Origin of the sequence: Corynebacterium sp. CMW7794, assembly GCF_001563605.1 — a bacterium.
In the GTDB taxonomy this organism is placed as follows: domain Bacteria; phylum Actinomycetota; class Actinomycetes; order Mycobacteriales; family Mycobacteriaceae; genus Corynebacterium; species Corynebacterium phoceense.
Genome location: NZ_KQ961762.1, coordinates 51,955 through 76,402, shown reverse-complemented (window position 1 = coordinate 76,402; position 24,448 = coordinate 51,955). Strand labels below are relative to the sequence as shown.

Here is a 24,448-nt window from a genome sequence, read left to right as displayed (position 1 = left end):
CGCCGGCCTAGACACTCATTTTGTCCCTTAACCCCGCGCAGGTAGGTGTCCATCTCCGCCGTCGTGGGGAAGGCGTTGACGCGGTCGAGGCGGCGCCCCGCACACCACAAAGACCCGGCACCGTGCGGTGCCGGGTCTTATCTGTGGAGCATAGGAGAATCGAACTCCTGACCTTCTGCTTGCAAAGCAGATGCTCTACCAATTGAGCTAATGCCCCGTGTTCCTGGTGGGCCTAGCAAGAATCGAACTTGCGACCTCATCGTTATCAGCGATGCGCTCTAACCGACTGAGCTATAGGCCCTCATTGCGGAACGAGATGTAACTTTACATAGTAACCACGCAATTACACAAATCGCCTGGTTAAGACATAAAAAGCGCCGGCCCAAAAGGCCGGCGCACATGCAACGGATTAGTAGTCCGTCAGCCGCAGAACGAAGCCGCCAAAGAGGTCGACGACCGCGTTGTACATCACGGCCAGCAACGGCGCGAGGATGGTCATGAGCACCGCCATGATCGCCCCGAAGAGCGCGCCGATGGACAGGACCATGCCAAAGGTGATGGTGATGCCACCACCCACGTCGCCGATGAGGCTATTGAGTGAGTCCCACACGCCAGCCATGTCCATGCCGAACCACACGAGGCACAGCGCGAGCAGCCAGGCCACCAGCCCGATGAGCGAGAAGGCCAGGCCAACGCGGAACGCAGAGAGCGGTGCGATGCGCTTGAGCGTTACGTCTCGTCGTGCCATGAATTACTCCTCGGTATTGGTGTCAGCGTCGGAATCAGCGTCGGCGCCAGAGTCCGCAGCCGGGGCACCCGGGAGGTGCTCCTGCTGGACGTCCTCGACGGTCTTCTCACCCTTGGCGACGGCCTCCGCGTTTTCCTCGCCATCATCCTCAACGTTGCGGTCGATGGCAAGCAGCTCGACGCCCTCGGCGAGGTCGACGAGGCGCACTCCCATGGTCGCGCGCGAGGACGGGCGAATCTGGCCGACCTCGGTGCGCACGACGCCGCCGGCAGAAGTGATGGCGAAGATCTCGTCATCTTCCTCGACGGCGATGGCGGAGATGAGCTTGCCACGCTTCGGGGTGTACTTGAAGGTCATGACACCAAGGCCGCCGCGGCCTTGCTGCGTGTATTCCTCGATGGCGGTGCGCTTGCCGTAGCCGCCGGAGGTAGCCACGAGCAGGAACTGGCCGTCGTTGACGACGGACATGCTCAGCAGCTGGTCGTCGCCACGGAAGCGCATGCCCTTCACACCGGCGGTCGCGCGGCCCATCGGGCGGAGCTGATCATCATCTGCGGTGAAGCGAATGGCCTGGCCCTGCTCAGAAGTGAGCAGGATGTCGTCACCCTCGGAGACGAGAGAGGCTCCGATGAGTGCGTCGCCCTCGTTCAAGTTGATGGCGATGAGGCCAGCGGAGCGCGCGGACTCGTAGTCGGTGAGGCGCGACTTCTTCACGCGGCCCTGCTGCGTAGCGAGGACCAGGTAAGGAGCGTCCTCGTAGGACTGAATCTGGATGACCTGGGCGATCTTCTCTTCCGGCTGGAACTCCAGCAGGTTAGCCACGTGCTGGCCGCGGGCGGCGCGACCTGCCTCGGGCAGCTCGTAGGCCTTGAGGCGGTAGACGCGGCCGAAGTTGGTGAAGAAGAGAATCCAGTCGTGCGTGGAGCAGACGAAGAAGTTCTTCACGATGTCGTCCTGCTTGAGCTCCGCGCCGCGCACGCCCTTGCCGCCGCGCTTCTGCGACTTGTACGAGTCGACCTTCGTGCGCTTGGCGTAGCCGGTAGACGTGATGGTGACAACGACGTTCTCGCGGGCGATGAGATCCTCGTCCGTGACGTCGCCGGTGGCGGCCACGATGCGGGTGCGGCGCTCGTCGCCGTACTTCTCGACGATCTCGACGAGCTCGTCGTGGACGATCTGACGCTGTCGCTCCTCGCGGGCCAGGATATCCTTCAGATCCGCGATCTCACGCTCGATCTCCGCCAACTCGTCGATGATCTTCTGGCGCTCCAGGGCGGCCAGGCGGCGCAGCTGCATGGCGAGGATGGCGTCTGCCTGGACGTCGTCGACGTCGAGGAGCTGCATCAAGCCGATACGCGCCTCGTCCACGGTGGGCGAACGGCGAATAAGGGCGATGACCTCGTCGAGCATGTCGAGGGCCTTGACCAGACCACGCAGGATGTGGGCGCGCTTCTCGGCCTCATCCAGGCGGAACTGGGTACGGCGCACGATGACCTCGATCTGGTGCGCCACGTAGTAGCGCAGCATCTGGTCGAGACGCAGGGTGCGCGGCACGCCGTCCACGATGGAGAGCATGTTCGCGCCGAAGGAGGTCTGCAGCTGCGAGTGCTTGTACAGGTTGTTGAGCACCACGCGGGCCACGGCGTCGCGCTTCAAGGTGACAACAATGCGCATGCCCACGCGGTCCGAGGATTCGTCTTCAATCTTGGAGATGCCCGCGATCTTGCCATTAGCCACGGACTCCGCGATATTGGCCACCATGTTGTCCGGGTTGACCTGGAACGGCAGCTCGGTAATGACGATGGTCTGGCGGTTGCCCGCCTCCTCAATGGAGGTCACGCCGCGCATGCGGATGGAACCACGGCCGGTCGTGTACGCATCCTTGATGCCCTGGTCGCCCACGATGAGGCCGGCCGTCGGGAAGTCCGGGCCCTTCACGCGCTCCATGCACGCTGCGAGCGCTTCTTCCTCGGACGCATTCGGGTTGTCGAGCAGCCAGTAGATGGCCTCGGCCAGTTCGTTCAGGTTGTGCGGCGGGATGTTCGTCGCCATACCCACGGCAATGCCGTTCGAACCGTTCATGAGCAGGTTCGGCACGCGGGACGGCAGGATGTCCGGCTCCTGGGTCTTGCCGTCGTAGTTCGGGGAGAAGTCCACGGTGTTTTCGCGAATATCGCGAACCATCTCCATGGCCAGCGGCGTCATGCGGCACTCGGTGTAACGCATAGCAGCCGGGCCGTCGTTACCGCGGGAACCGAAGTTTCCCTGGCCGTCGACCAGCGGGTAGCGCATGTTCCACGACTGCGCCAGGCGGACCAGCGTGTCGTAGATGGCGGAGTCGCCGTGCGGGTGGAACTGACCCATGGTGTCCGAAACCGGGCGTGCGGACTTCACGTAGCCGCGCTCCGGGCGGTAGCCGGAGTCGTACATCGCGTAGAGAATGCGGCGGTGCACCGGCTTCAGGCCGTCACGCACCTCAGGCAACGCGCGGCCGACGATGACGGACATGGCGTAGTCGATGTAGCTCGACTCCATCTCCTCGTTGATATCAATGGGGTGAATGCGATCAAAAAGATCGCCGTTGTTGTCATCACTCATAACCGCTGATTCTACCCTCTACAGCCCGCAGAAGCCTCGAACCGCACCCGAACGGTATCACAGTGATACCATCTCCATCATGGCCATGACCCTTCGCCTCACCCCCGACCAAGACCACGCGCTCACCCTGCTCGCCTCCGCGCAGGGCACGAGCAAGCACGAGGCCGCCGTGCGTGCCATCGTCACCGCCGCGGCCCGCACGCTTTCCGATGCCGCCGTCCAAGCCACCGCCCGCGAGCTCCTGCCCGGACGCGCCGCCCTGGAGGCCGAAATCCGCAGGTCACGCACATGAGTCCCGAGCAAATCCTCCTCATCGCACGGGAGTTCTGCGCGCGTTACGGCACAACGGTGACGGACTTTGCGGCGCTGGTGGCGGGGGCATCGGCAAGCGCGGCGAAGGTAGAAGGAATCCCCGTCCACGCCGACGCGCGGCAGGCGGCCGCGGCCCTGCGGCGCGTGCTCATCGCGGTCCCGGCACTGGGGGCCTACAACAAAGAATTCGCCGATTATTGCGCCCAGGTATTCCTCCGTGTCGCCGCAACCAGGTAAGTTAGACGTTTATGAAGTTCAAGAATCTCGCTGCTGCCGCGCTCACCGTCACCGTACTGGGCGCTGCCGTCCCTGCTGCCTCCGCTGACACCGCCCAAGACCTCATCAACAACAACCAGGGCGAAGGCTTCCAGCCGGGCAAGGACGGCGACTCGTTCACCGGTTCCTCGCTCACGGACGTCGCCTCCATTGCCGTGCCGTCCTTCCTCGGCGTCAAGCTCATCGCGGATAACACGCCGCTCAAGGAGCCGATCAACGCATTCGCACAGCAAGTGGGCCTGGGCGGTTCCTCCACGGGCATTTCCTTCGACCTCGAGCAGCTCGCTCGCAACGCTGGCCAGCCGCAGATCGCCGACCAGATTGCCGCCTTCAAGGCCGGCTCGTCCCGCTAGGAGTACGCATGTCTCACCTTTCCCAGCTTCTCGACGGCGCGACGCGTCAGGCCGTCATCAACGACGTCGCCCAGCTCATCGACACCGTCGTCGCTGAGCAGTCCGGTATCACCGGCATGGCAATCAAGGGCGCGGTCTCCGCAGCAAAGAAGACGGATGCCAACGTCCTGTCCAAGGTCGTCGCGCAGGTCCTCCCGGATGTCCTCGGCGAGCTCGAGCCCACGTGGCAGGAGTTCGAGGCCTCCGGTCAGTCTGACTTCGCTGCGTTTGTGGAGCCGCGCTCCGAGCAGATCGCGGGCTCCATCATGAACATCGCGGACAACAAGTCCCAGCAGGTCAACAACGGCGCGTTCCTCAAGGCGTACAACGCGCTGCGCGGCAAGGCCGTGAAGATTGTGACCCCGCACGTGCCGGCGCTCGCCCGCACGCTCGCAGCGCACATGTAACTTCACTGCGTTGTCTGCCCCGTCTTCGGACGGGGCTTTTCGCGTGTAAGGTAGCGCGCATGCTTTCTGAAGAAAACAATTCCTTCTCCGGTGTCGGTTCCTTTTCCGGGTTCGTGCGTGCCCGCCACTCCCCGCGCGCCTACCTGCCAGACGTCGTCCCCACCGAGGTCATCCGCGAGGTCCTCCTCGACGCACAATCGGCGCCGTCGAACTCCAATACACAGCCGTGGAACGTCCACGGCATCGAGGGCCTCGAGCTCTAACGCTCCTCCGCCGGATTTCAGAACGACGAAGCTCGCAGATCCGCGAGTTTTTCGCCGCTGTGTGTTCTGAAATCCGCGCCCACAACGACGAAAGCCTCCGGACCACATCCGGAGGCTTTGTCATGCGTGCTTAGACGTCGAGGAAGCGAACGTCCTTCGCGCGGCGGGTAATGAAGGAACGGCGAGCCGAGACATCGTCACCCATGAGGATGGAGAAGAGCTCGTCGGCGCGCTGCGCGTCTTCAAGGTCGACGCGGCGCAGGATACGGGTGGACGGGTCGAGCGTGGTCTCCCACAGCTCGGACGCATTCATCTCGCCCAGACCCTTGTAGCGCTGGATGCCGTCGTCCTTGTTGATCTTGCGGTTGTTCTCCAAGCCCTCGGCGAGCAGCCTGTCGCGCTCGTCGTCAGAGAAGGCGTAGCCGGGCTCGCCCTTGCCCCACTTGAGCTTGTACAGCGGCGGATTCGCCAGGTAGACGTGGCCGTCCTCGACGAGCTGCGGCATGAAGCGGAAGAGCAGCGTGAGCAGCAGGGTCGCGATGTGCTGGCCGTCGACATCGGCATCGGCCATGAGCACGATCTTGTCGTAGCGCAGCTTGGAGATGTCGAACTCCTCGTGGATACCGGTGCCCAGAGCCGTGATGATGGCCTGGACCTCGGCGTTCTTGAGGACCTTGTCCATGCGGGCCTTCTCCACGTTGAGGATCTTGCCGCGCAGCGGCAGGATAGCCTGGAACATAGAGTCGCGGCCGGCCTTGGCGGAACCACCTGCGGAGTCGCCCTCCACGATGTAGAGCTCGGAAATCTTCGGGTCCTTGGAGCGGCAATCCGCGAGCTTGCCGGGCAGGCCGCCCAGGTCGCCGGCGGACTTGCGGCGCACGAGTTCGCGCGCCTTGCGAGCCGCAGCGCGAGCGTGTGCGGAGGACACAGCCTTGTTGATAATGACCTTGGCCTCGGCCGGGTTGGCGTCGAACCAGTCATTGAGGTGCTCGTTGACGGAGCGCTGGACAAAGCCCTTGATCTCAGAGTTGCCGAGCTTGGTCTTGGTCTGCCCCTCGAACTGGGGGTCACCGACCTTGACGGAAATGACGGCGGCAAGGCCCTCGCGGCAGTCATCGCCCGAGAGGTTGCCATCCTTTTCCTTGATGAGCTTGTGCTCCTTCGCGTAGCGGTTCATCAGGGAGGTGAGCGCCGCGCGGAAGCCCTCTTCGTGCGTGCCGCCCTCGTGCGTATTGATGGTGTTGGCGAAGGTGTGGACGGACTCCTTGAAGCCCTGGTTCCACTGGAGAGCGACCTCGACCTCGTGGTCCTCGCCCTTCACGTCGAAGGCGACGATGGTCGGGTGAATGGCCGTCTTGTTCTTGTTCAGGAACTCGACGTAGTTGAGGAGGCCCTGCGGGTAGTGGTAGGTGACTTCCTTATTCTTCTTCGCCTTCGACTCTTCCTCAGCGGTGGCCGACTCTTCCGCGTCGAGAGCATCGAGGCTCACGGGGGCATCACCAGCGTCGGCGATGGCCTCGAGCTCGGCCTGCTCGGCCGACATGGTGCGGTGGTCGCGCAGGACGATGGTGAGGCCCTTGTTGAGGAAGGCCATCTCCTGGAGACGGCGAGCGATGGTGTCCCAGTTGAACTCCGTGGTCTCGAAGATCTCGGCGTCCGGCCAGAAACGGATGGTGGTACCGGTGCCACGGGCGTTACCGCCCTCTTCGAGTGGTGCAGGGATGGCATTCTCGAACTTCTGGTACCAGTGCTTGCCGTCGCGTTTGATCTCGGCTTCGACGCGGGTGGACAGGGCGTTGACGACAGAAATACCGACGCCGTGGAGGCCGCCGGAAACGGCGTAGGACTCAGAGTCGAACTTGCCACCGGCGTGCAGCTGGGTCATAACAACCTGGACGGTCGGAGCGCCGGAGGCGTGCATCTCGACCGGGATGCCGCGGCCGTCATCGATGACCTCGACTCCGCCGTCATCGAGCAGGGTGACGGTGACCTTGGTGGCGTAGCCTGCCATGGCCTCGTCAACGGAGTTGTCGACGACCTCCCAGATGAGGTGGTGCAGGCCGCGTACACCAGTGGAGCCGATGTACATGCCGGGGCGCTTACGGACGGCCTCGAGGCCCTCAAGGATCGTAATTGACCCGGCGTCATATGCGTGTTCTTCAGCCACGGAAACGTGTACTCCTTTTGGCTAGCAATAAATTTTAGACCCTGACTATCTTACACCGTGTCCCCCTACTGAGAGGCACCCGAAACCCGTCAGACACCCAAATTTGGCGCTTTTTGAGGGTGTGACAGAAGTGAACTATCCGTAGGTGTCATCAGAGCCTTGGCGCTTGACCCACTGCGGACCCTGATAGTTACGGTGTTGCTTGGGCCCGGTAATGCGCAGCTCAGCGATGATGTCGGGGCCGATTTCAGAAGCAATCTTTTGTAGGATCTGGCGTTGCATCATGCGCAGGTTGGTCGCCCACGTCGAGGCATCACACGAGACGGTAAGGACCTTCTCTTCAATCTTCTCGGGCCGGCAGTGCGCGGCGTTGAGTTCGCCCACGACGTGGTCCCAGTGGCCGAATATCCAACCGTGCCCCAGTTCATCCTCCCAGCCCTGGTCACGCACGGTGCGGCGCAGGACGTCCCCGAGCTGCGGCACGCCGATGCCCCGTCGCTTCGCGTAGCCGTCCGCGCCAGTCTCCCGGCCGAGATGTTTCACGGCGCGGCGCGCAGCGCGCTCGTCAAGGGTGCTCGCGGGCTTGGGCTCGGTAAGCCGCAGACGCGCGACCGGCTTATTGAGCCGGGGTGGATTCTTCGAGGCGGCGCGGGCGGCGTCGACGGCATCCTGGATAAAATCGCCCATCAGTCGCCTACCTTCGCGATATGCGAGATGCGGCCGGCGCCCTCCGGCAGGTCTTCGACCGTGACCTCGTAGCGCACGATGGGCTCGAGGTTGCCCGGCAGGTCTTCATCGACGGCGGCGGTGATGAGCACCTGTTCAGCCTCGGCGGCGAGGTGGACGAGCTTTTCACGACGCTTCGCGTCGAGCTCCGCAAAGACGTCGTCGAGAACAAGGATGGGATCCGAGGCGCCCGAGCCATCCGCCGCGCGCAGGATGCGGAACTCGGCGAGGCGCAGGGAAATCGCATAGGACCAGGTCTCACCGTGGGAGGCGAAACCCTTCGCTGGCTGCGTGCCGAGGTGTAGCAAGAGGTCATCACGATGCGGGCCTACGAGCGTCATGCCGCGCTCAATCTCGCGCTGGCGCATGGAGGCGAGCTCCGTGAGCAGCAAGGCCTCGAGCACGCTGCGGTCCGAGCAGTCGATGGAGGACTTGTACTCCACGTGCGCGGGGCGCGACTCGGGCGCGAGTCCGGCGTAGGAGTCTGCGATCTGCGGCGCGAGGGCATCGAGAAGCTCGAGGCGTGCGGTCATGACCTGGGCACCGAGGGTGGCCAGCTGCCCGTCCCAGACGTCGAGTGTGGACAGCGCCGCGGCGCCGTCATCGTCGCGGTAGCCGCGGCGCAAGGCCTGGGAGGCGTTCTTGAGCAGGGCGTTGCGCTGCTTGAGCACCTTGTCGTAATCCGCCTTGACGCCAGCTAGGCGTGGGCTACGCGAGGCAATGATGTTGTCGAGGTAGGCGCGGCGCGTGGCTGGCTCGCCGCGCACGAGCCCCAAGTCCTCGGGCGAGAAGAGCACGGTCTTCACCACGCCGAGCAGCTCGCGCGGGGTGGACAGGCGCGTGCGATTAATTTGCGCCTGGTTGGCCGCATGCGGCTTGATAAGCAGATGCGTAGTGAGCTCGCGGCCGTGGTTGACGACGGTGAGCGAGACGCGGGCGTTCTCCGCGCCTTCGCGCACGAGCGGGGCGTCGTGGTTGACCCGGTGCGAGCCTAGGTGTGCGGTATACCCAATGGCCTCGACGATATTGGTCTTGCCAAAGCCGTTGCGGCCGACAAAGAGCGTGATTCCCGGGGTAAGCGCGAGCTTGAGCTCGGGCCACGACCGGAAGTCGCGCACGTTGACGTCGCTGACGTACATAAAACCTTCTGTTTAGCCCGGCAGGCGGACCGGCATGAGCAGGTACGTGAAGTTCGTCTCCGGCGTGGGGAAGTTGCCGTCTGCGTCCGCTTCCGGAAGCGACTCCGGCTCAGGGATCATGATCGCCGGGCGGGAGGGCTCGGTGAAGCCAAAGACCACGCGGTCGCTGTGCATGACCGCGAGGCCGTCCTTGAGGTAGCCCGGGTTGAAGGCGATGATGAGCTCGTCCGGACCGGCGAAGGCACACTGCAAGGTTTCCTGCGCCTGGCCGGAATCTGAGCCTCCGGCCTGGAGGACGACTTGGCCCTCGGAGAAGTGCATGCGGATCTGGGCGTTGCGCTCCGTAAGCAACGAGACGCGGCGGATGGCGTCCTGAAGGGCGGAGACTTCCACGTTGGCGATGGCGGTGTGCGTCTTAGGCAGCAGCGGCGCGACATTCGGGAAGTCTGCGTCAAGCATGCGCGTGGTGGTCTCGCGGGCCTCGGTATGGAGGCCAAAGAGGCCATCGGCCGCGATGTTCTCGCTCGTACCCACGGCGATTTCCACCGGAGTGTTGAGGTGGGTGTCGAGGGAGCGCGCGCTGTCCTGCAGGGTCTTCGCTGGGACGAGGAGATCAGCCTCGACGGACTCGGAGACCGGCTCCCACTCGACGGTGCGCATGGCGAGGCGGAAGCGGTCCGTGGCGGTGAGCTCGATGGAGGGGCCCTTCACCGACAGGTGGATGCCGGTGAGCATGGGCAGCGTGTCATCGCGACCCGCGGCAGCGGCGACCTGGCTCACGGCTTCGACGAAGAGCTGCGGGTTCATGCGGCCAGTGAGCTCCGGCAGCTGCGGCAGCTGCGGGTAATCCTCGAGCGGGATGATGGGCAGCTCGAAGCGGGAGGAGCCACACGACACGAGGACCTTGGTGTTGTCATCCGCCTGGATGTCGACCGGCTTATTGGGCAGAGAGGAAACAATGTCCGCGAGCAGCTTGCCGGCGACGGCCGTAGTGCCCGGGGTCTCGATCTCAGCAGGGATACGCACGCGCGTGGAGACCTCGTAGTCAAAACCCGTGAGTTCCAGACCGGACTCGTCAGCCGTGATGAGCATGGCACGCAGAACCGGCTGAGTGACCTTGGACGGCAGGCTGCGTGCTACCCATGCGACGGCGTTCGCCAGATCATCCTTGGCCACACGGAACGACACGGGAGTGGTGTCCATCGTTGCGCATCTCCTCAATTGTTGTAACGCGCTGCTGGGCGGGCGCCGCAGGCACGTAAATACTAGTAATTCGGTATTCCAACTTACCGCATGGGGAGTGCGCGGGTGGGCCTAAGGATAGGGGCGAAATAAAGCTGCGCGCCTTATTGAAAATCCCCTCGATCCCTTAATGAAAATAGACCAGGCACAAAGGCGAATGGCCATTCGTACGCCCCGCCGGGCGAACGAGGCCCGATTTCACACACCCCATTTCTCGCGAAATCCTTCTTGAGAAAAAGGTAGTAGTAGTAATAGGCGGTGTGGAATCTGTGGATAACCCTCGATCGGCGCTCGTCACCGGCGCTTTTCGGGGTGTCAACAGTGGTGTGAGATCGCTGTGATCAACGCCAAACTTCTGTGATCAACTTTTTTGCATATGAAGTTATCCACAGATAAGCCCGAGTTGATCAATCGTTATGCACGTGACTGATCACAGCGGCGCGGGCGCCGGGGCTTGCTTGTGGAATCGCTCAAAGTGAGCGACAACACCTAATTACAATAGTGGAATTACACAGTTGTCACAAGCCCTGTGGAATTTAGTCCGCGCAGGTGGACGCCCCATTCCCCGGCGTGCCTGTGGATAACTTTGTCTACAGGCGGCCCTAAAACGCCGAAAACCGCCTCCCCGGAGGGGGAAGGCGGCATCGGAAAGCGAGGTTTAATGCCCGCCGGACTGGACGCGGGAGGTGAGCTCCTGGATTTCGTTGTAGGTCTGGCGGTTCTCGTTCATCTCCTTGGAGATCTTGCGCACCGCGTACATGACCGTCGTGTGGTCCTTGCCGCCGAACTCGTCTCCAATCTTGGGCAGGGAGAGCTCGGTGAGCTCGCGGCAGAGATACATCGCGAGCTGACGCGCGTGGGCGATGGCGCGGCGCTTGCCGGCACCGCGGAGATCGTCCGGGTCAATGGAGAAATACTCGGCGGTGGCCTCGATGATCGCCGCGGCCGTAATCTGGCGGCCAGCGTTATCCGGGACGAGGTCGCGCAGCGCGATCTCCGCCATCTCCATATTGATCGGCTCATTAACAAGAGAGGAATACGCAGAGACACGGATGAGCGCGCCCTCGAGCTCGCGGATGGAATTCTCGAAGCGTGAGGCGATGAGCTCCAAGACCTCGCGGTCGATCTGCGTGCCATCCGCTGCGGCCTTCTTCATGAGAATGGCGATGCGCGTCTCCAGGTCTGGCGGCTGAATATCCGTAATGAGACCGCCCTCGAAGCGGGTGCGCAGGCGGTCTTCCAGCGTGGTGAGCTGTTTGGGTGGACGGTCCGAGGACAAAATGATCTGCTTGTTGGCCTGGTGCAACGCGTTGAAGGTGTGGAAGAACTCCTCCTGCGTGGACTCCTTGCCTTCCAGGAACTGGATGTCGTCGACCATGAGGATATCGAGGTTGCGGTAGCGCCGCTTGAAGGACTCCTGGCGGTCATCACGCATGGAGTTAATGAAGTCGTTGGTGAATTCCTCCGAGGATACGTACTTCACGCGCAGGCCCGGGTGCAGGAGTTTTGCGTAATTACCAGCCGCGTGGAGCAAGTGCGTCTTGCCCAGGCCGGAGCCGCCCCAAATAAACAGTGGGTTGTAGGCCTTCGCCGGGGACTCCGCGACGGCGACGGCCGCGCCGTTGGCGAAACGGTTGGAGGAACCGATGACGAAGTTCTCAAAGGTGTGCTTCGGGTTGAGCGAGGTCTCGCGGTTGGGATCGTGCGCGGGAACCTCACGCTTGATGCGTCCCGCCTGCTCAGCGGCGGTTTGCTGGGGTCCCTGCTGCACGCCGGCCGAAGACCCCTGCGCCATCTGGTGCGCGATCTCCCGGGCGGAGCGCTGCGCGGCCTGCTGCGTGTTATAGGCATCGGCCAGTTCGTCTAGGCTCGCCGGGCCTGTGGGCTGCTGGGTGGCATACGTGTCATTCCAGCTGGTCGCCGAGGTCTGTGCTGGGCGCGACGCGAGCTGCGAGGCATCCATCTGCTGCGGGCGGTGCGGGGGCTCCGGTTCCGGCTCGGGTTCGGGCTCTGGCGCCGGGGCCGCGACGGACACGGCCAGGGAGAACGGCCGGCCGAAGTAGCGCTGCAGGGCGTCTTTGATATGTGAGCCCAATTCGACCTCGAGGATCCGCTTGGCCTTGTCATCCACCGTGGCGAGGAAGGCGTAGCCGTTATCAATCATGAGCGGCTGTGCGAGCTGGAGGTAGATGCGCTGGTTGTGAGTGAGCGTGGGCACGGAGGAATCCGGACGCTCCGATCTTTCGATGAGATCGGCAACGACGGCATGCCACGTCTCGCTGGTGTTGGTGGGCTGTGTCATGACGCGGCCTAGGCTCCTGGGGTGAAATATAAGAGAACGGACATTTTATGCAGCGAACAGCGGCGCGATTTTCACCGCGCCGCCGCCGGGTTTTCACCGGGCCATTCACAGGGCGGAAGTGCAGGCCACGGGGGTTATCCCATACTGTTATGCACAGTTGTGGAAAACTTTGTTATCCACAGGGTAGCAGATGCTTGTGGATAACTTTATATTGGGCCAACGGGTTTATGAGCTGCGGTTTTGGCATTTCCTTCAAGTTGTACTTGAAGGTTATCCACAATTGTCCACAGGGTTTCACGGGCTGTTGACCTTGGTTAGATACCGTTTTACCGCGCCTAGACCACAGGTGTCTAACGGTCTGTCCACAGCTTATGAATGGGCTCAGACATCATCCGCGGGTTGCGCGCCGATGCTGCTGGCAGCCGCCCCGATTTGCCCCGTGAGCTGGGAGAAAAAACAATCTTGTAATTTCGGGTGTACCCGTGTGTCGATTTGGATCGGCGCCTACCTATCACGTAATCTGTCATGGTCTATCGCAGCTAACGCTGTGCGTGAGAGCTCGACTCCCATCTCACCCTTTGGGGGTCGCATTTTTATCTCGCGAATATCAACCAACGCGCAGGGCGTGCCGTACTGGTGTGCCCCTGCTTACAACTTCAAGGAGAATTACCGTGGCAAAGGGCAAGCGGACGTTCCAGCCGAACAACCGTCGTCGTGCTCGTAAGCATGGCTTCCGTACCCGTATGAGCACCCGTGCAGGCCGCGCCATCGTGGCCGCACGCCGCAAGAAGGGCCGCGCAAAGCTGACTGCATAGTCATGCTTCCCGCGCATTTAAAACTCACCTCGCCGACGCAATTTCGTCGGACGATTAAAGGCGGGCAGCGCGCGGGCTCACGCACCCTCGTCGTTCACGTGAACGACACCCCAGCCGAAGTGGCGGCCACCGGCCCCCGCTTCGGCTTGGTCGTATCCAAGGCCGTCGGGAACGCCGTGGTCCGCCACCGCACCGCCCGGCGGCTTCGCCATGTGTGCATGAGCCTTGTGCCCGAGCTTCCCGCCACCCTGGACGTCGTTATCCGGGCCCTGCCCAAGGCTGCCGATGCCCCCTCGGAGCTGCTAGCCCGCGACCTGCGGCGAGCACTCCACAAGGCCGGCGTCCTGTGACGTACTACAACTCCCGGGGTGAGGAGATTCCGCAGGCGCGCGGGGTCGCCACACCGCTGGTGGCCGCGGTGCGCTTCTACCAAAACCACCTGTCTGCCCTTAAGATGGGTTCCACGTGTCGATTCGAGCCCACGTGCAGCGCATATGCGCTCGAGGCTTTGAGCGTCCATGGGGCGTTTAAAGGCCTAGGGCTGGCTCTGGTCAGGATCTGCAAATGTGGGCCCTGGCACCCGGGCGGCTTCGATCCGGTCATCGCAACGCGCCGATCACGCCAACGCGCAAGATAACGAGGAAAGATAATTCGTGCTTAATTTCATCTACTGGCCGATTTCGGCCGTCCTGTGGGCATGGCACTGGCTGCTCAGCCTGGTCATGAACCCTGACTGGGGCATCACGTGGATTCTGTCCATCGTGCTGCTCACGTGGACGATTAAGGCCCTGCTGGTCAAGCCGACCATCAACCAGATTCGGTCCACGCGTCGCATGCAGGAGATTCAGCCCAAGATCCAGGAGCTGAGGACTAAGTATCCCAATGACCAGCAGAAGCAGGCCATGGAGATGCAGAAGATCTACAAGGAGTCCGGCGTGCGCCCCGTCGCCGGCTGTCTGCCCATGCTGGCGCAGATCCCGGTCTTCATTGGTCTGTTCCACGTCCTGCGTTCCTTCGACCGCACGGTGAGCGTAGGCGGTTCCTTTGGCCATGTGGACGAGCCGATGTCAGTGGAGCAGAACGCCAACACGGCGAACTACCTCTTCTCCCCGGAGCTCGTTCAGTCCTTCCTTGATGCGAAGCTCTTTGGCATCCCACTTGTGGCGAACCTGCGCGTCAACTCCCCCATCCTTCAGGACGTCACGACCGCCCAGGTCGCCGTCCTCATCGTGCCGCTCATCGCTATCATTGCGGTGTTCACGCACTTGAACGCCCGCTATACGCTCAACCGTCAGGCCCGCCGCAAGGCGGAGGGCAAGGTCGCAGCCCCCACCGGCCAGAATGCCGAGATGATGGAGATGCAGACCAAGATGATGAACAACATGATGTTGTGGTTCATGCCGGCTACGCTCATTATCTCCGGCGCCATCTGGCCTATCGGCCTGCTGTTCTACATGCTGTCCAACACCGTGTGGACCTTCGGCCAGACCCACCTCGTCTACGCGAAGATGGATGAGGAAGAAGAGGCCGAGCTCCGCGCCAAGGCTGAGGCCAAGCGCACCTCCGCTCCGAAGCCGGGCGCCCGTAAGACGGACAAGCGCACGAAGAAGCAGCGCAAGAACAACAACTAAAATCCTCGCACTCGCGGCACCGCCGGGCTCTCCGCCCCGCGGTGCCGCCTTTGTCTTTCCCCCACCCGCACCGACCTATAGGATCACAGTCATGGACTCCAGCCCTGCTTCCGATGCCCCTCTGAACCCCGCCGCCCTCGATCGTTCCGCCATCTTTGGCGAGCGCCTCCCGCTCGCGGAGAAATACCACGAATCCCTCGCCACGGACGGTCATGTTCGCGGCTTTATGGGTCCGCGCGAAATCCCGCGCCTCTGGGACCGCCATATTCTTAACTGCGCCGTCATTGGCGACGTCATGCCTGAAGGTGCCACCGTCGTCGACGTGGGCTCTGGCGCCGGCCTTCCGGGCATCCCGCTCGCCATCGCGCGCCCGGATCTGAAGATCACGCTCATCGAGCCGTTGCTCAAGCGCTCGACGTACCTCGGCGAAGTCGTCGAGCTCCTCGGCCTCGACAACGTGACAGTCATCCGTGGCCGCGCTGAGGAAGGCCCCATCAAGCGCACCGTCTCCGGCGCCGACATCGTGACCTCGCGCGCCGTAGCACCCCTGGGCAAGCTCGCGAAGTGGTCGCTGCCACTTGTGCGTAAGGGCGGCGAGATGATCGCTATGAAGGGTGATAGCGTGCGCGAGGAGCTCGAGCGCGACGCCGCCGATATTAAGAAGGCAGGCGGTGGAAAAGCCACGGTGGAAAAGGTCCGTGGCACCACCATTATTCGTGTCCCGAGGGTGAAGTAATCTAGTGGGCATGAGTTCTGCACGTTTGATCACGATCGCTAACCAGAAGGGCGGTGTGGGTAAGACCACCTCCGCCGTGAACCTGGCAGCCGCGCTGGCGGCTGACGGGCACAAGGTCTTGGTCATCGATCTGGACCCGCAGGGCAACGCGTCCACGGCGGTGGGCGCCGCGCACGCCTCCGGCACGGATTCTTCCTATGAGGTGCTGCTCGGCGACTGCACGGCGGATGACGCCATGCAGGTGAGCCCCGAGGACTCCAATCTCTTCTGCATCCCGGCCACCATTGACCTGGCCGGCGCGGAGATCGAGATGGTCTCCCTCGTGCGTCGCGAGTTCCGTCTCTACGACGCGCTGGCCAAAGGCTTCCTCGACGAGCACGGCTTTGAATACGTCTTTATCGACTGCCCGCCGTCGTTGGGCTTGCTCACCATCAACGCGATGACGTGCTCGGACGAGGTCATCATCCCCATCCAGTGCGAGTACTACGCGCTGGAAGGCGTGGGCCAGCTACTGGGCAATATCTCGATGATTCGCGAGCACCTTAACCCGGAGCTCCACATCTCAGGCATCCTGCTCACCATGTTCGACGCGCGCACTAAGCTCGCCGAGCAGGTCGCCAACGAGGTCCGCGAGCAGTTCGGTGCCGTCGTCCTGGGCAACGTCATCCCGCGCTCTGTGCGCGTTTCCGAGGCCCCGGGCTTTGGCAAGACCGTCGTACACTATGACCCATCGTCTACGGGCGCGATGGCCTATATCGCAGCCGCACGCGAGCTGCACAAGCGCGGGGATTACCCGCCGCACCCCACCACCGGCGCCATTGGCGTGAGCCCTGAGATTTACGCGGAATTGGAAGGATAAGACATGGAAGAAAAACGTCAAGCTGGGCGTCAGGGCGGACTCGGTAAGGGTCTCGCCGCCCTCATCCCTTCTGGTCCCGGCGCCCCCTCACGCCGCCCGCACCTGGGCGATAGCGCGGCCGACGTCATCCTCGGCGGCCGTCCCCTGGCTTCCGATGCCCCGTCAACTGCGGTTGACGAGGGAAATGGGAAGCGAGTCAAGGGCGCGCCCACTATCGCTCAGTCCGCGAAGGCGGGCGCGGGTGCACGCCGCCGTCAGCCCAAGCCGGCGGCGATCGGAGCGACGTACCGCGAGATTCCCATCGGGGACATCGTTCCCAACCCCAAGCAGCCGCGCACGGTCTTCGAGGAAGGCGAGCTCGAGGAGCTCATCCACTCCATCAAGGAGTTCGGCTTGCTCCAGCCCATTGTCGTCCGTCCCTCGCAGGACGGTGGCTTTGAGCTCATCATGGGTGAGCGCCGCTGGCGCGCGTCCTCCAAGGCGGGCCTGTCCACCATCCCGGCCATCGTCCGTGACACGGAAGACGGCTCCATGCTGCGTGACGCGCTGCTGGAGAACATCCACCGTGTGCAGCTCAACCCGCTGGAAGAGGCGCACGCCTATGCGCAGCTGCTCGAGGAATTCGGTGTCACGCAGAACGAGCTCGCAGACCGTATCGGTCGTTCGCGCCCGCAGGTGACGAACACGCTGCGCTTGCTCAAGCTCCCGGTCGACGTCCAGAAGCGCGTCGCCGCTGGCGTCCTGTCCCATGGCCATGCGCGTGCGCTGCTCGGCCTCGACGACCCAGAAGCCATGAATGAGCTCGCCGCCCGCGTCGTTTCCGAGGGCCTGTCCGTCCGCGCGACGGAGGAAGCTGTCACCCTGTACAAGCGCGACGGCAAGCCGGCTCCTAAGAAGTCCGCGCCTACGCCCACCCCGCAGTTCTTCACCGACTCAGCGGAGCGCCTCGCTGACCGCTTCGACACCAAGGTCACGGTGACCATGGGTAAGCGCAAGGGCAAAATGGTCGTGGAATTCGGCGACCAGGAGGATTTCGAGCGCATCCTCGCCATCCTCGAGGGCGGCAAGTAGGACGCCTCCATGCTCGTCGAGTCAGTGACCGAGGCCCGTACCTTGCACGCGCTCGCAGCACGCAGCGTGTTCTGGGAGTGCGCGGAGCCCGTCGCTGATCCGGCCTTTGAGAAGGAAGCATGGATCACCACCACGTCGCTGAGCTTCGGGGACTGCGGTTTTACCGTCGGCGATGAAGCCACGGTCTTCTTCTGCCCGCCGGATCTCGCTCCTGGCGCCGCGCAGCTGCCCACCGCGCCCGTCTCTCCCGATGCAGCGCTCGTGAGTTCCCTGTTCATCAAGCAGTCTCGTGCCTTAAGCGAGCTCTCGGCTGTCCTCCTCGACGCCTCGATCATGAACCTCACGTCCCGCGAGTTCCCCGCGGTCGAGGTCTTCGGCTATCGTGACCACCGCGCGGCGCAGGAACTGCTCGGCCGCAAGCCTGGGCGCATCGGTTTAGTCCCTATCGAAGTCCTTGAGTCCGCCGGCTTCAAAGTCACAGAAGACCACCCCGCCATCCCGCGTCTGCGCCTCGAGCTGCCGCCCGCCTTCGACCTTCTCACGGCCGCGGCGGTCGACGATATGCTTGCTCGCGCCCTCGCATAGTGCCCGCGCGCCGTAGGTGGCCATACCGAAAAGGCCATAGCCCCAGTTCGCGCTCGCAGAGCGAAAATACGCGACCTGGGACTATGGCCAGTTGGCTATGACCAACTACGGGAGCTAGGACCGCTCCGCGCGGAGCAGCTCAGAGAACTGGTACGTGCCGGTGACGGCGGTATCATCCTCGAGCATGTAGAGGCGCTTGACGGCGACCACGATGGCCTCGGCGATCTCATCGCGGCGGTGGGGGTCGGTCAGCACCTTCACGTCGCCGGGGTTGGAAAGGTAGCCCAGAACAATCTGGACCACGGGCATCTGCGTGAGCCGCAGGATTTCCCACGTGCGGCCGTGGTTGGACAGGTTGGTCAGCGGCGTGCGCGCGGTGATTTCGCGCTGGATGTAGCTCGACAGCGTCTCGCCGATAAGGGAGGAGTTGCCGGACTCGGAGCCGAAGTAAAAGCTTGCTACGCCGTTGGCTTTCTCGTTGGGGTACGAGTCGCAGGCCAGCGAGATAATGAGGTCTGCACCGAAGGCGTTGGCCATCGCGGAACGAGACTTCACCGTGGGGTCGTCGAGACGCGGGCGGGAGATAATAGTCTCCATGCCGGCGGCAATCATGCGGCCCTCGAGGCGCTGCGCCAGGTCCCAGAGGAGCTCTTCTTCGGTGATCTCGCCAAAGCGGCCCTTGACGGTCTGGCCTTTGTTGGCGCCGCCGAGCGCGGGGTCGATGACCACGCGCTTGCCGGCGAGCTTGGGGCCGGCGTTGCGGACGCGTTCGCGTTCCTGAACGTTGTGGGCTGAGCCCGTGGTAATGCGGCGGCCCAGGAGGCTCAGCGCGCGGATGGTGGCAGGACCACACACGCCGTCGTTCTGAAGGCCAGCGTTGAGTTGGTACTCGACGAGGGCGGCGTGGGTGTTACGGCCAAAGAGTCCGTCAATGCGGTTGCGGTAAAAACCGAGCTCTTGGAGCTGCTGCTGCAGCTGGGAGACGTCGTCGCCCATGAGCTCGTTGCCGGGCTGGAAGCTCAAGACACGGGCACCGAGGCTGTACGACGCCTGGCGCAGCTCGCGCAGCGTAGGTTCATCGATGGTGCCCGAGGGCACGATGCCGCGGGACTGCTGGAAGGCCTTGAGGGCCTCGGAAAGCCCGTCGTCGAAGAACTTATCCTGCTCGGAGAACTTCTGCTTCTTCCAGTCGGCGACGTCGCCGCTGTAACCAGAGTTCAATCCCAGCCGGGCCAGGGTGGCGCGGGCCTCGGCGACGCGCGCACTCCGGTCGCCCACGTGATAGACGCGGTCCAACTTCCAAACCCCTTTCTTTTACTCAAACCTCAACAGTTCACAACAGTATCAGTTAGACGGCCTTCTGAATCTTTGCCACGATGGCGTTCTTCGGCTGAAGTCCAACGAATTCGTCGACCTTTTCGCCGTTGCGGAAAATGAGCACGGACGGGATGGACATGATCTGGAACATGCCGCCCAGGGTGCGCTCCTCATCGACGTTGACCTTGACGATCTCGGCCTCGTCACCCAGCTCACCAGCGATTTCGTCGAGCAACGGGGACAGCTTCTTGCACGGGCCACACCACTCGGCCCAGAAGTCAACGACAACGGGCTTGTTGGCGGATGCCTCGACGACGTCGGTGCGGAAGGACTGCGTGGTGACGTTCTTCACGTTGGACATGGGTGCTCTCCTTAGGAAAATGGAAGGTGATTAGGCCCGATCAGCCAGGTAATGTTCAGCGTCGATGGCGGCGCGGCAGCCGGAACCAGCGGCGGTGATGGCCTGCTGGTAGTGGTCGTCGACCAAGTCGCCGCAGGCGAAGACGCCCGGGATACTGGTCGCGGTGCCCGGCTGGTTGACGACAACGTAGCCCTCAGGGTTGAGTTCCACCTGGCCGTCGAGGAATGCGGAGCGCGGGTCGTGGCCGATGGCAACGAACATGGCGGTGACGTCGAGCTGTGAGGTCTCACCGGTGATGGTGTCCTTGAGCTCGAGGCCAGCAACCTTGCCGTCGCCTTCGAGGACGCGTTCCACTGTCTTATTCGTTGCCCACTTGATCTGCGGATTGGCCCTCGCGCGCTCGAGCATGATCTTCGAGGCGCGGAACTCCTCGCGGCGGTGAATAATAGTCACGGTCTCGGCGAACTTGGTGAGGAAGGTGGCTTCCTCCATGGCGGAGTCGCCGCCACCCACGACTGCGATGTTGTGGCCCTTGAAGAAGAAGCCGTCGCAGGTCGCGCAGGCGGAGACACCACGGCCGGAGAGCTCGGCCTCGCCCGGAATGCCCAGGTAACGCGGTGCGGCGCCAGTGGCGAGGATGACGGTGCGGGCCTGGAAGACATCGTCGCCCACGTGGACGCGCTTGATATCGCCCTCGAGCTCGACGGAGTCGACGAGGTCCATGCGCAGGTCAGCACCAAAACGGATGGCTTGGGCGCGCATCTCTTCCATGAGCTCAGGGCCCATGATGCCCTTCTGGAAGCCGGGGTAGTTCTCCACCTCGGTGGTGTTCATGAGCTCGCCGCCGTACTCGTAACCCTCGAAGACGATGGGCTTGAGCTCGGCGCGGGCTGCGTAGAGAGCTGCGGTGTAGCCGGCAGGGCCGGAGCCGACGACGATGACGTCGTGGATGGCGTCTGCAGACGGGGTCTCGGTCGCTTCCGGCTCGGCGGTCGTATCGCCGAGGTTGATGAGGCCGGGGTTGTTCGCACCGGGGATGGTCACTGCACGTCTCCTTTATAAGTTATGTCGTTGCATGACTCTTAACGCCATGATCCTACTCGGAGATTCCCGTACCCAGGAAACCCAGCACGTACGTGTTGACGTGCTGTTGTTGAACTGTGACCAACCTAGAAGGACCAACCGGGACGAATCAGTCCGCCATGACGGATCGCAGTGTCTCCTTGGCGCGCGCCCGGCGGGACTTGATGGTCCCGGTGCGCACTCCCTGCGCCGCGGCGGCATCGGCAAGCGAGAGCCCTTCGATTTCCGTGAGATAGAGTGCCACGCGCTGCGCCTCCCCTAGCCGAGCGAGCGCCTCGCGGACCATGAGCTGGGTGTCGAGCGCATGCTCGTAGGCGAGCGCCGGATTGCGGTCCGGATCGAAGCCCCCGGTATCGAGAGAGGGATTCTCGCGGTTAGCGCGATGGTTGAGGAAATCGAAGCCAACATTCATGACAAGACGGTGCAACCAGGTGCCCAGTTGCGCGTCCCCGCGGTAGCGCTCGAGCGCAGTGGAGGCCTTGAGGAACGCCTCCTGGACAATGTCCTGGGCGTCCGTGTCATTGTGCGTGTACTTCCGCGCGACGTACGTGAGCCGCTGGCGGTGCCGGTGAAAGATGTGCCCGAAGGCCTTGTCATCGCCCTCGAGGAAGGCCTCGATGAGCTGGTCGTCTGATAGTTCTGGCGTGGATTCTTGGTGCGACATGAAGTCAACCCCCCGATTGAAACTGGATGTGTAATCCATTCCAACCGAGGGGTTGTGACGGCGCCACCGGGAGACTGCACACTATATGTGGCACCCAAAAGATACTGTCTCTATGCAGGAATTATGCCTTACTGGGCGTGAGAATTTTTTCCCGCGGAGCGTCCTTGCAAGGCCATCTTGGCACTCGAGGAGCACGCGGCGCAGCGCGCCCGGGATGTCGCCGGCGAGCACCTTATCGGTGCGCTCGAGCGTCTCCGGTGTCTCCGGGTAGAGCCCGCGGACCAGGCGGTTGCCGATCTCGATGGGGTGCTCGGCCCACAGCGCATCGAGTACCTCGAAGAACTCACCCGCGAACGCGTCGCGGTCCCCGTGCGGGGCGTGGAAAGCGTCGATGAGCGTGTCGACCTGCGCATTCGAGTGCTTGCCGGGCTCGCGCACGAGGTCGAAAGCCGCACGCTTGCGCTCGGGGAACGCGTGACGCGCGCCGAGGTGCGCCGCAACGCCCGTGAGCGTGTTGTCGCGCTCAAGCTCGGCGTCGAGCTCCGCATCCGTCGTGGCGTCGCGCGCGGCGAGCGCCGCGAAGACCGCCCAGCGCACGTCCGGGTCGAGCCGGAGCTTGCCGATGCCCCCATTGAGCACCGTGCGCAGGCGTTCCGCGCCGGAGGCGTCCGGGGTGGCACCGAGCGCCGTGATGGCCGCGCGGGCGAGGATGAGCTGGGCATCGGAGCCCGGCTCGGCGGCCTGGAGCAGATCCCACAGGGCGTCCGCAAAGTGCGCGCGGTCTGCGTCCGTGTCGAGGTAGTGTGCGACCGCGTACTGCGCGTTGGCGAAAGCAGTGGTCATGAGCCCCGGGTCGGTCTCGGCCGCGGCGTGGTCGAGAACCGTACCCACGTATTCGCGGGCTGGCCACTCACCGTCGCGCGTAGCCTGCCACAGGGCAGTCCACACGACGGCGCGCGTGAGCTCGTCCTCGATCTTCGACAGCTGCTTTCGCAGGATACCGAGTGACTGTTCATCGAAGCGGACCTTGGCATACGTGTGGTCGCCGTCGTTGAGCACCACGAGCGGGCCCGCCGCCGTGCCGACCTCCGTGCGCGGTTCGCCTGTCAGGTCTACGTCGCGGGACTCCACCAGCTCGAGTCCTGCCGAGTAGAAGGAGACGGTGAGACGGTGCGGGCGGAGGGTATCGGCAGCCTCCGCGTCGATGTAGAGCGTGCCGTCCTCGATGACCGGGGTGAGCGTGTCCGGACCGGAGGTGCGCAGCCATGCGTCCGCCCAGGCGTCGAGGTCGCGGTCCGTGTGCTTCTTCAATGCCTCGAGCAAGTCCTCGAAGGTCGCGGCGCTAAACGCGTGCTTCTGGAAGTAGTCGCGCGCGCCGGCGTAGAAGTTCTCGCGGCCGATGTAGTGGACGAGCTGCTTGAGGACTGCCGCACCCTTGGCATAGGTGATGCCGTCAAAGTTCTGGCGCGCGGCGTCGACGTCCGGGATCTCGGCCTTGATGGGGTGCGTTGTGGGCAGCTGGTCTTGCGTGTACGCCCAGTTCTTACGCGTGCCGGCGAATGCCGTCCACGCCTCCTGGTACTCCGTGGCGTGGATCGAGGCGTCGGCGCCCATGAACTCCGCGAAGGATTCCTTGAGCCACAGATCGTCCCACCAGCGCGGCGTGACCAGATCGCCGAACCACATGTGGCTCATCTCGTGGAGGATGGTGTTTGCGCGGCCCGTGCGCTGCGGACGCGTGGCGTGGGAGCGGAAGAGGTAGCGTTCCGTGAAGGTCACCAGGCCCGGGTTCTCCATCGCGCCGAGGTTGTATTCCGGAACGAAGATGGAGTCGTACTTTCCCCACGGGTACGGGTAGCCGTAGTTCTTGTGGAAGAAGTCCATGCCCTGCGCGGTGAGCTCGAGGATTTCGTCGTCGAGGTACTCCGCCATGGACGCGCGTGCCCAGGCACCGAGCTCCGAGGTCACCGCGCCGTCCTGGGACGTCCACGTCTTGTGCTTCGATACGTACGGACCTGCGGCAAACGATGTGAGGTACGTCGACAGCTTGGGCGTGGGCGCGAAGTCGACGGTGACCGCGCCATCATGCTCAGCGCGGGTCATCTCCGGCTGATTGGAGAGCACGGCCCAGCCGGCCGGCGCCACCATCGTCGTGTGGAAGACGGCCTTGAGGTCCGGTTGATCAACGCATGGGAAGATACGCCGGGCATCGGAAGGCTCGAGGTGGGAGTAGAGGTAGACGTTGCCGTCCGCGGTGTCCTCCATGCGGTGTAGGCCTTGGCCCGTGCGCGAGTACGCGGAGGTACCAGCGATCTCCACGGTGACCTCCTCCCCTACCGGCACGCCGGTGAGGTAGATGCGCGCACCATCGAAGCCGCCGTCCACGGCCTTCCCGTTGACGAGGACCTCCTCGACGGAGTTGCCCAGGTAATCCACGAAGAACTCCGTATCGCTGGTCACGAGCCGGATGGTGGAACGGACGTTAAACTCGCTGGCCTGCGCGGCCTGGCTGAGGTCGAGGTGCAGGTTGTAACTGTGAATGTCGAGCGCGGCGGTGCGGGCCGCGGCCTCTGCCTGGGAGAGGTTGCCGGAGGTGCGTGCAGTAGTCATGGTGCCATCTTATTAGCGCCACCGACCTGCGTCCCGAGATAAGGTCTCTTGTCTGAGTTGTTTCAAACAACTCCCCAACAACTATCGCGACCATTTTCGTTACCGTACGTCATAATCGCAGTAAAAGTGCTGTTCAAAGAAAGA

General features: G+C 63.3%; 25 protein-coding genes and 2 tRNA genes. 13 read left to right on the top strand and 14 right to left on the bottom strand.

The window, feature by feature from the left end; all coding sequences use genetic code 11:
- Window positions 1–144 precede the first annotated feature (144 nt).
- The 4 genes from HMPREF3227_RS09725 to gyrA all read right to left on the bottom strand — a co-directional run bounded on the left by HMPREF3227_RS09725 (window position 145) and on the right by gyrA (window position 3,346).
- Window positions 145–217 (bottom strand) — tRNA-Ala (locus HMPREF3227_RS09725).
- A gap of 7 nt (window positions 218–224) precedes the next feature.
- Window positions 225–301: transfer RNA gene (locus HMPREF3227_RS09720), tRNA-Ile, on the bottom strand.
- A 108-nt stretch (window positions 302–409) separates the two neighbouring features.
- On the bottom strand, window positions 410–748 hold the full coding sequence (locus HMPREF3227_RS09715; RefSeq protein ID WP_066512601.1) for a DUF3566 domain-containing protein: 339 nt from the start codon (window positions 746–748) through the stop codon (window positions 410–412).
- A 3-nt stretch (window positions 749–751) separates the two neighbouring features.
- Window positions 752–3,346 (bottom strand): DNA gyrase subunit A, encoded by a 2,595-nt coding sequence (gene gyrA, locus HMPREF3227_RS09710; protein ID WP_066512599.1) that lies wholly within the window; start codon window positions 3,344–3,346, stop codon window positions 752–754.
- 79 nt (window positions 3,347–3,425) lie between these two features.
- On the opposite strand from gyrA, the gene HMPREF3227_RS09705 reads away from it, so the two are divergent.
- Genes HMPREF3227_RS09705 through HMPREF3227_RS09685 form a run of 5 tightly spaced genes read left to right on the top strand, consistent with a single transcriptional unit; the run spans window position 3,426 to window position 4,996 of the window.
- Complete coding sequence (locus tag HMPREF3227_RS09705) at window positions 3,426–3,638, top strand: CopG family transcriptional regulator (protein ID WP_066512594.1); 213 nt, start codon at window positions 3,426–3,428, stop codon at window positions 3,636–3,638.
- Window positions 3,635–3,895 carry a cell filamentation protein Fic gene (locus tag HMPREF3227_RS09700; protein WP_066492754.1) on the top strand — a complete coding sequence of 87 codons (261 nt, stop codon included), beginning with the start codon at window positions 3,635–3,637 and terminating at the stop codon, window positions 3,893–3,895. The genes HMPREF3227_RS09705 and HMPREF3227_RS09700 overlap by 4 nt, the downstream gene beginning before the upstream one ends.
- Before the next feature lie 11 nt (window positions 3,896–3,906).
- Window positions 3,907–4,287, top strand: coding sequence for a hypothetical protein (locus tag HMPREF3227_RS09695; protein ID WP_066512592.1), 381 nt, complete (start codon window positions 3,907–3,909; stop codon window positions 4,285–4,287).
- A gap of 8 nt (window positions 4,288–4,295) precedes the next feature.
- Entirely contained in the window at window positions 4,296–4,733 is a 438-nt protein-coding gene (locus HMPREF3227_RS09690) for a DUF6918 family protein (RefSeq protein WP_066492751.1), read from the top strand.
- Window positions 4,734–4,792: 59 nt separating this feature from the next.
- Window positions 4,793–4,996 carry a nitroreductase family protein gene (locus HMPREF3227_RS09685; RefSeq protein WP_066512589.1) on the top strand — a complete coding sequence of 68 codons (204 nt, stop codon included), beginning with the start codon at window positions 4,793–4,795 and terminating at the stop codon, window positions 4,994–4,996.
- A gap of 130 nt (window positions 4,997–5,126) precedes the next feature.
- Here HMPREF3227_RS09685 and gyrB read toward each other — a convergent pair whose 3' ends face one another.
- The 5 genes from gyrB to dnaA form a co-directional block, all read right to left on the bottom strand.
- Window positions 5,127–7,163 carry a DNA topoisomerase (ATP-hydrolyzing) subunit B gene (gyrB, locus tag HMPREF3227_RS09680; protein ID WP_066512587.1) on the bottom strand — a complete coding sequence of 679 codons (2,037 nt, stop codon included), beginning with the start codon at window positions 7,161–7,163 and terminating at the stop codon, window positions 5,127–5,129.
- A 135-nt stretch (window positions 7,164–7,298) separates the two neighbouring features.
- Window positions 7,299–7,850 (bottom strand): DciA family protein, encoded by a 552-nt coding sequence (locus tag HMPREF3227_RS09675; RefSeq protein WP_066512585.1) that lies wholly within the window; start codon window positions 7,848–7,850, stop codon window positions 7,299–7,301.
- Window positions 7,850–9,028 (bottom strand): DNA replication/repair protein RecF, encoded by a 1,179-nt coding sequence (gene recF, locus HMPREF3227_RS09670; protein WP_066492740.1) that lies wholly within the window; start codon window positions 9,026–9,028, stop codon window positions 7,850–7,852. The genes HMPREF3227_RS09675 and recF overlap by 1 nt, the downstream gene beginning before the upstream one ends.
- A 12-nt stretch (window positions 9,029–9,040) precedes the next feature.
- The gene (gene dnaN / locus HMPREF3227_RS09665; RefSeq protein ID WP_066492738.1) at window positions 9,041–10,231 is read right to left on the bottom strand and encodes a DNA polymerase III subunit beta; all 1,191 of its coding nucleotides are present in this window, start codon (window positions 10,229–10,231) and stop codon (window positions 9,041–9,043) included.
- A gap of 697 nt (window positions 10,232–10,928) precedes the next feature.
- Complete coding sequence (gene dnaA / locus HMPREF3227_RS09660; protein WP_066492734.1) at window positions 10,929–12,572, bottom strand: chromosomal replication initiator protein DnaA; 1,644 nt, start codon at window positions 12,570–12,572, stop codon at window positions 10,929–10,931.
- Between the two features lie 671 nt (window positions 12,573–13,243).
- Here dnaA and rpmH point away from each other — a divergent pair.
- The 8 genes from rpmH to HMPREF3227_RS09620 all read left to right on the top strand — a co-directional run bounded on the left by rpmH (window position 13,244) and on the right by HMPREF3227_RS09620 (window position 18,269).
- Window positions 13,244–13,387 (top strand): 50S ribosomal protein L34, encoded by a 144-nt coding sequence (rpmH, locus tag HMPREF3227_RS09655; RefSeq protein WP_003847033.1) that lies wholly within the window; start codon window positions 13,244–13,246, stop codon window positions 13,385–13,387.
- Window positions 13,388–13,389: 2 nt separating this feature from the next.
- A complete protein-coding gene (gene rnpA / locus HMPREF3227_RS09650; protein WP_066492732.1) occupies window positions 13,390–13,737 on the top strand; it encodes a ribonuclease P protein component in 348 nt (115 codons plus the stop codon).
- Entirely contained in the window at window positions 13,734–14,024 is a 291-nt protein-coding gene (gene yidD / locus HMPREF3227_RS09645) for a membrane protein insertion efficiency factor YidD (protein ID WP_231725161.1), read from the top strand. Before rnpA ends, yidD begins: the two co-directional genes overlap by 4 nt.
- 16 nt (window positions 14,025–14,040) lie before the next feature.
- Window positions 14,041–15,018, top strand: coding sequence for a membrane protein insertase YidC (gene yidC, locus HMPREF3227_RS09640; protein WP_066492730.1), 978 nt, complete (start codon window positions 14,041–14,043; stop codon window positions 15,016–15,018).
- 91 nt (window positions 15,019–15,109) lie between these two features.
- Entirely contained in the window at window positions 15,110–15,754 is a 645-nt protein-coding gene (rsmG, locus tag HMPREF3227_RS09635) for a 16S rRNA (guanine(527)-N(7))-methyltransferase RsmG (protein WP_066492726.1), read from the top strand.
- 10 nt (window positions 15,755–15,764) lie between these two features.
- On the top strand, window positions 15,765–16,613 hold the full coding sequence (locus tag HMPREF3227_RS09630; protein ID WP_066492724.1) for a ParA family protein: 849 nt from the start codon (window positions 15,765–15,767) through the stop codon (window positions 16,611–16,613).
- 3 nt (window positions 16,614–16,616) lie between these two features.
- Complete coding sequence (locus tag HMPREF3227_RS09625) at window positions 16,617–17,684, top strand: ParB/RepB/Spo0J family partition protein (protein WP_066492722.1); 1,068 nt, start codon at window positions 16,617–16,619, stop codon at window positions 17,682–17,684.
- Window positions 17,685–17,693: 9 nt separating this feature from the next.
- Window positions 17,694–18,269: a hypothetical protein gene (locus HMPREF3227_RS09620; protein ID WP_066512582.1), complete on the top strand. Its 576-nt coding sequence runs from the start codon at window positions 17,694–17,696 to the stop codon at window positions 18,267–18,269.
- 114 nt (window positions 18,270–18,383) lie between these two features.
- Here the strand turns inward: HMPREF3227_RS09620 and HMPREF3227_RS09615 are convergent, their stop codons facing one another.
- The 5 genes from HMPREF3227_RS09615 to pepN all read right to left on the bottom strand — a co-directional run bounded on the left by HMPREF3227_RS09615 (window position 18,384) and on the right by pepN (window position 24,304).
- Window positions 18,384–19,565: an N-acetylmuramoyl-L-alanine amidase gene (locus HMPREF3227_RS09615; RefSeq protein WP_066492717.1), complete on the bottom strand. Its 1,182-nt coding sequence runs from the start codon at window positions 19,563–19,565 to the stop codon at window positions 18,384–18,386.
- 52 nt (window positions 19,566–19,617) lie between these two features.
- Window positions 19,618–19,947, bottom strand: coding sequence for a thioredoxin (trxA, locus tag HMPREF3227_RS09610; protein WP_066512573.1), 330 nt, complete (start codon window positions 19,945–19,947; stop codon window positions 19,618–19,620).
- 30 nt (window positions 19,948–19,977) lie between these two features.
- Window positions 19,978–20,898, bottom strand: coding sequence for a thioredoxin-disulfide reductase (gene trxB, locus HMPREF3227_RS09605; protein ID WP_066512612.1), 921 nt, complete (start codon window positions 20,896–20,898; stop codon window positions 19,978–19,980).
- Window positions 20,899–21,139: 241 nt separating this feature from the next.
- Window positions 21,140–21,694 (bottom strand): RNA polymerase sigma factor, encoded by a 555-nt coding sequence (locus HMPREF3227_RS09600; protein ID WP_066512571.1) that lies wholly within the window; start codon window positions 21,692–21,694, stop codon window positions 21,140–21,142.
- Between the two features lie 81 nt (window positions 21,695–21,775).
- A complete protein-coding gene (pepN, locus tag HMPREF3227_RS09595) occupies window positions 21,776–24,304 on the bottom strand; it encodes an aminopeptidase N (RefSeq protein WP_066512563.1) in 2,529 nt (842 codons plus the stop codon).
- Between the last annotated feature and the right edge of the window lie 144 nt (window positions 24,305–24,448).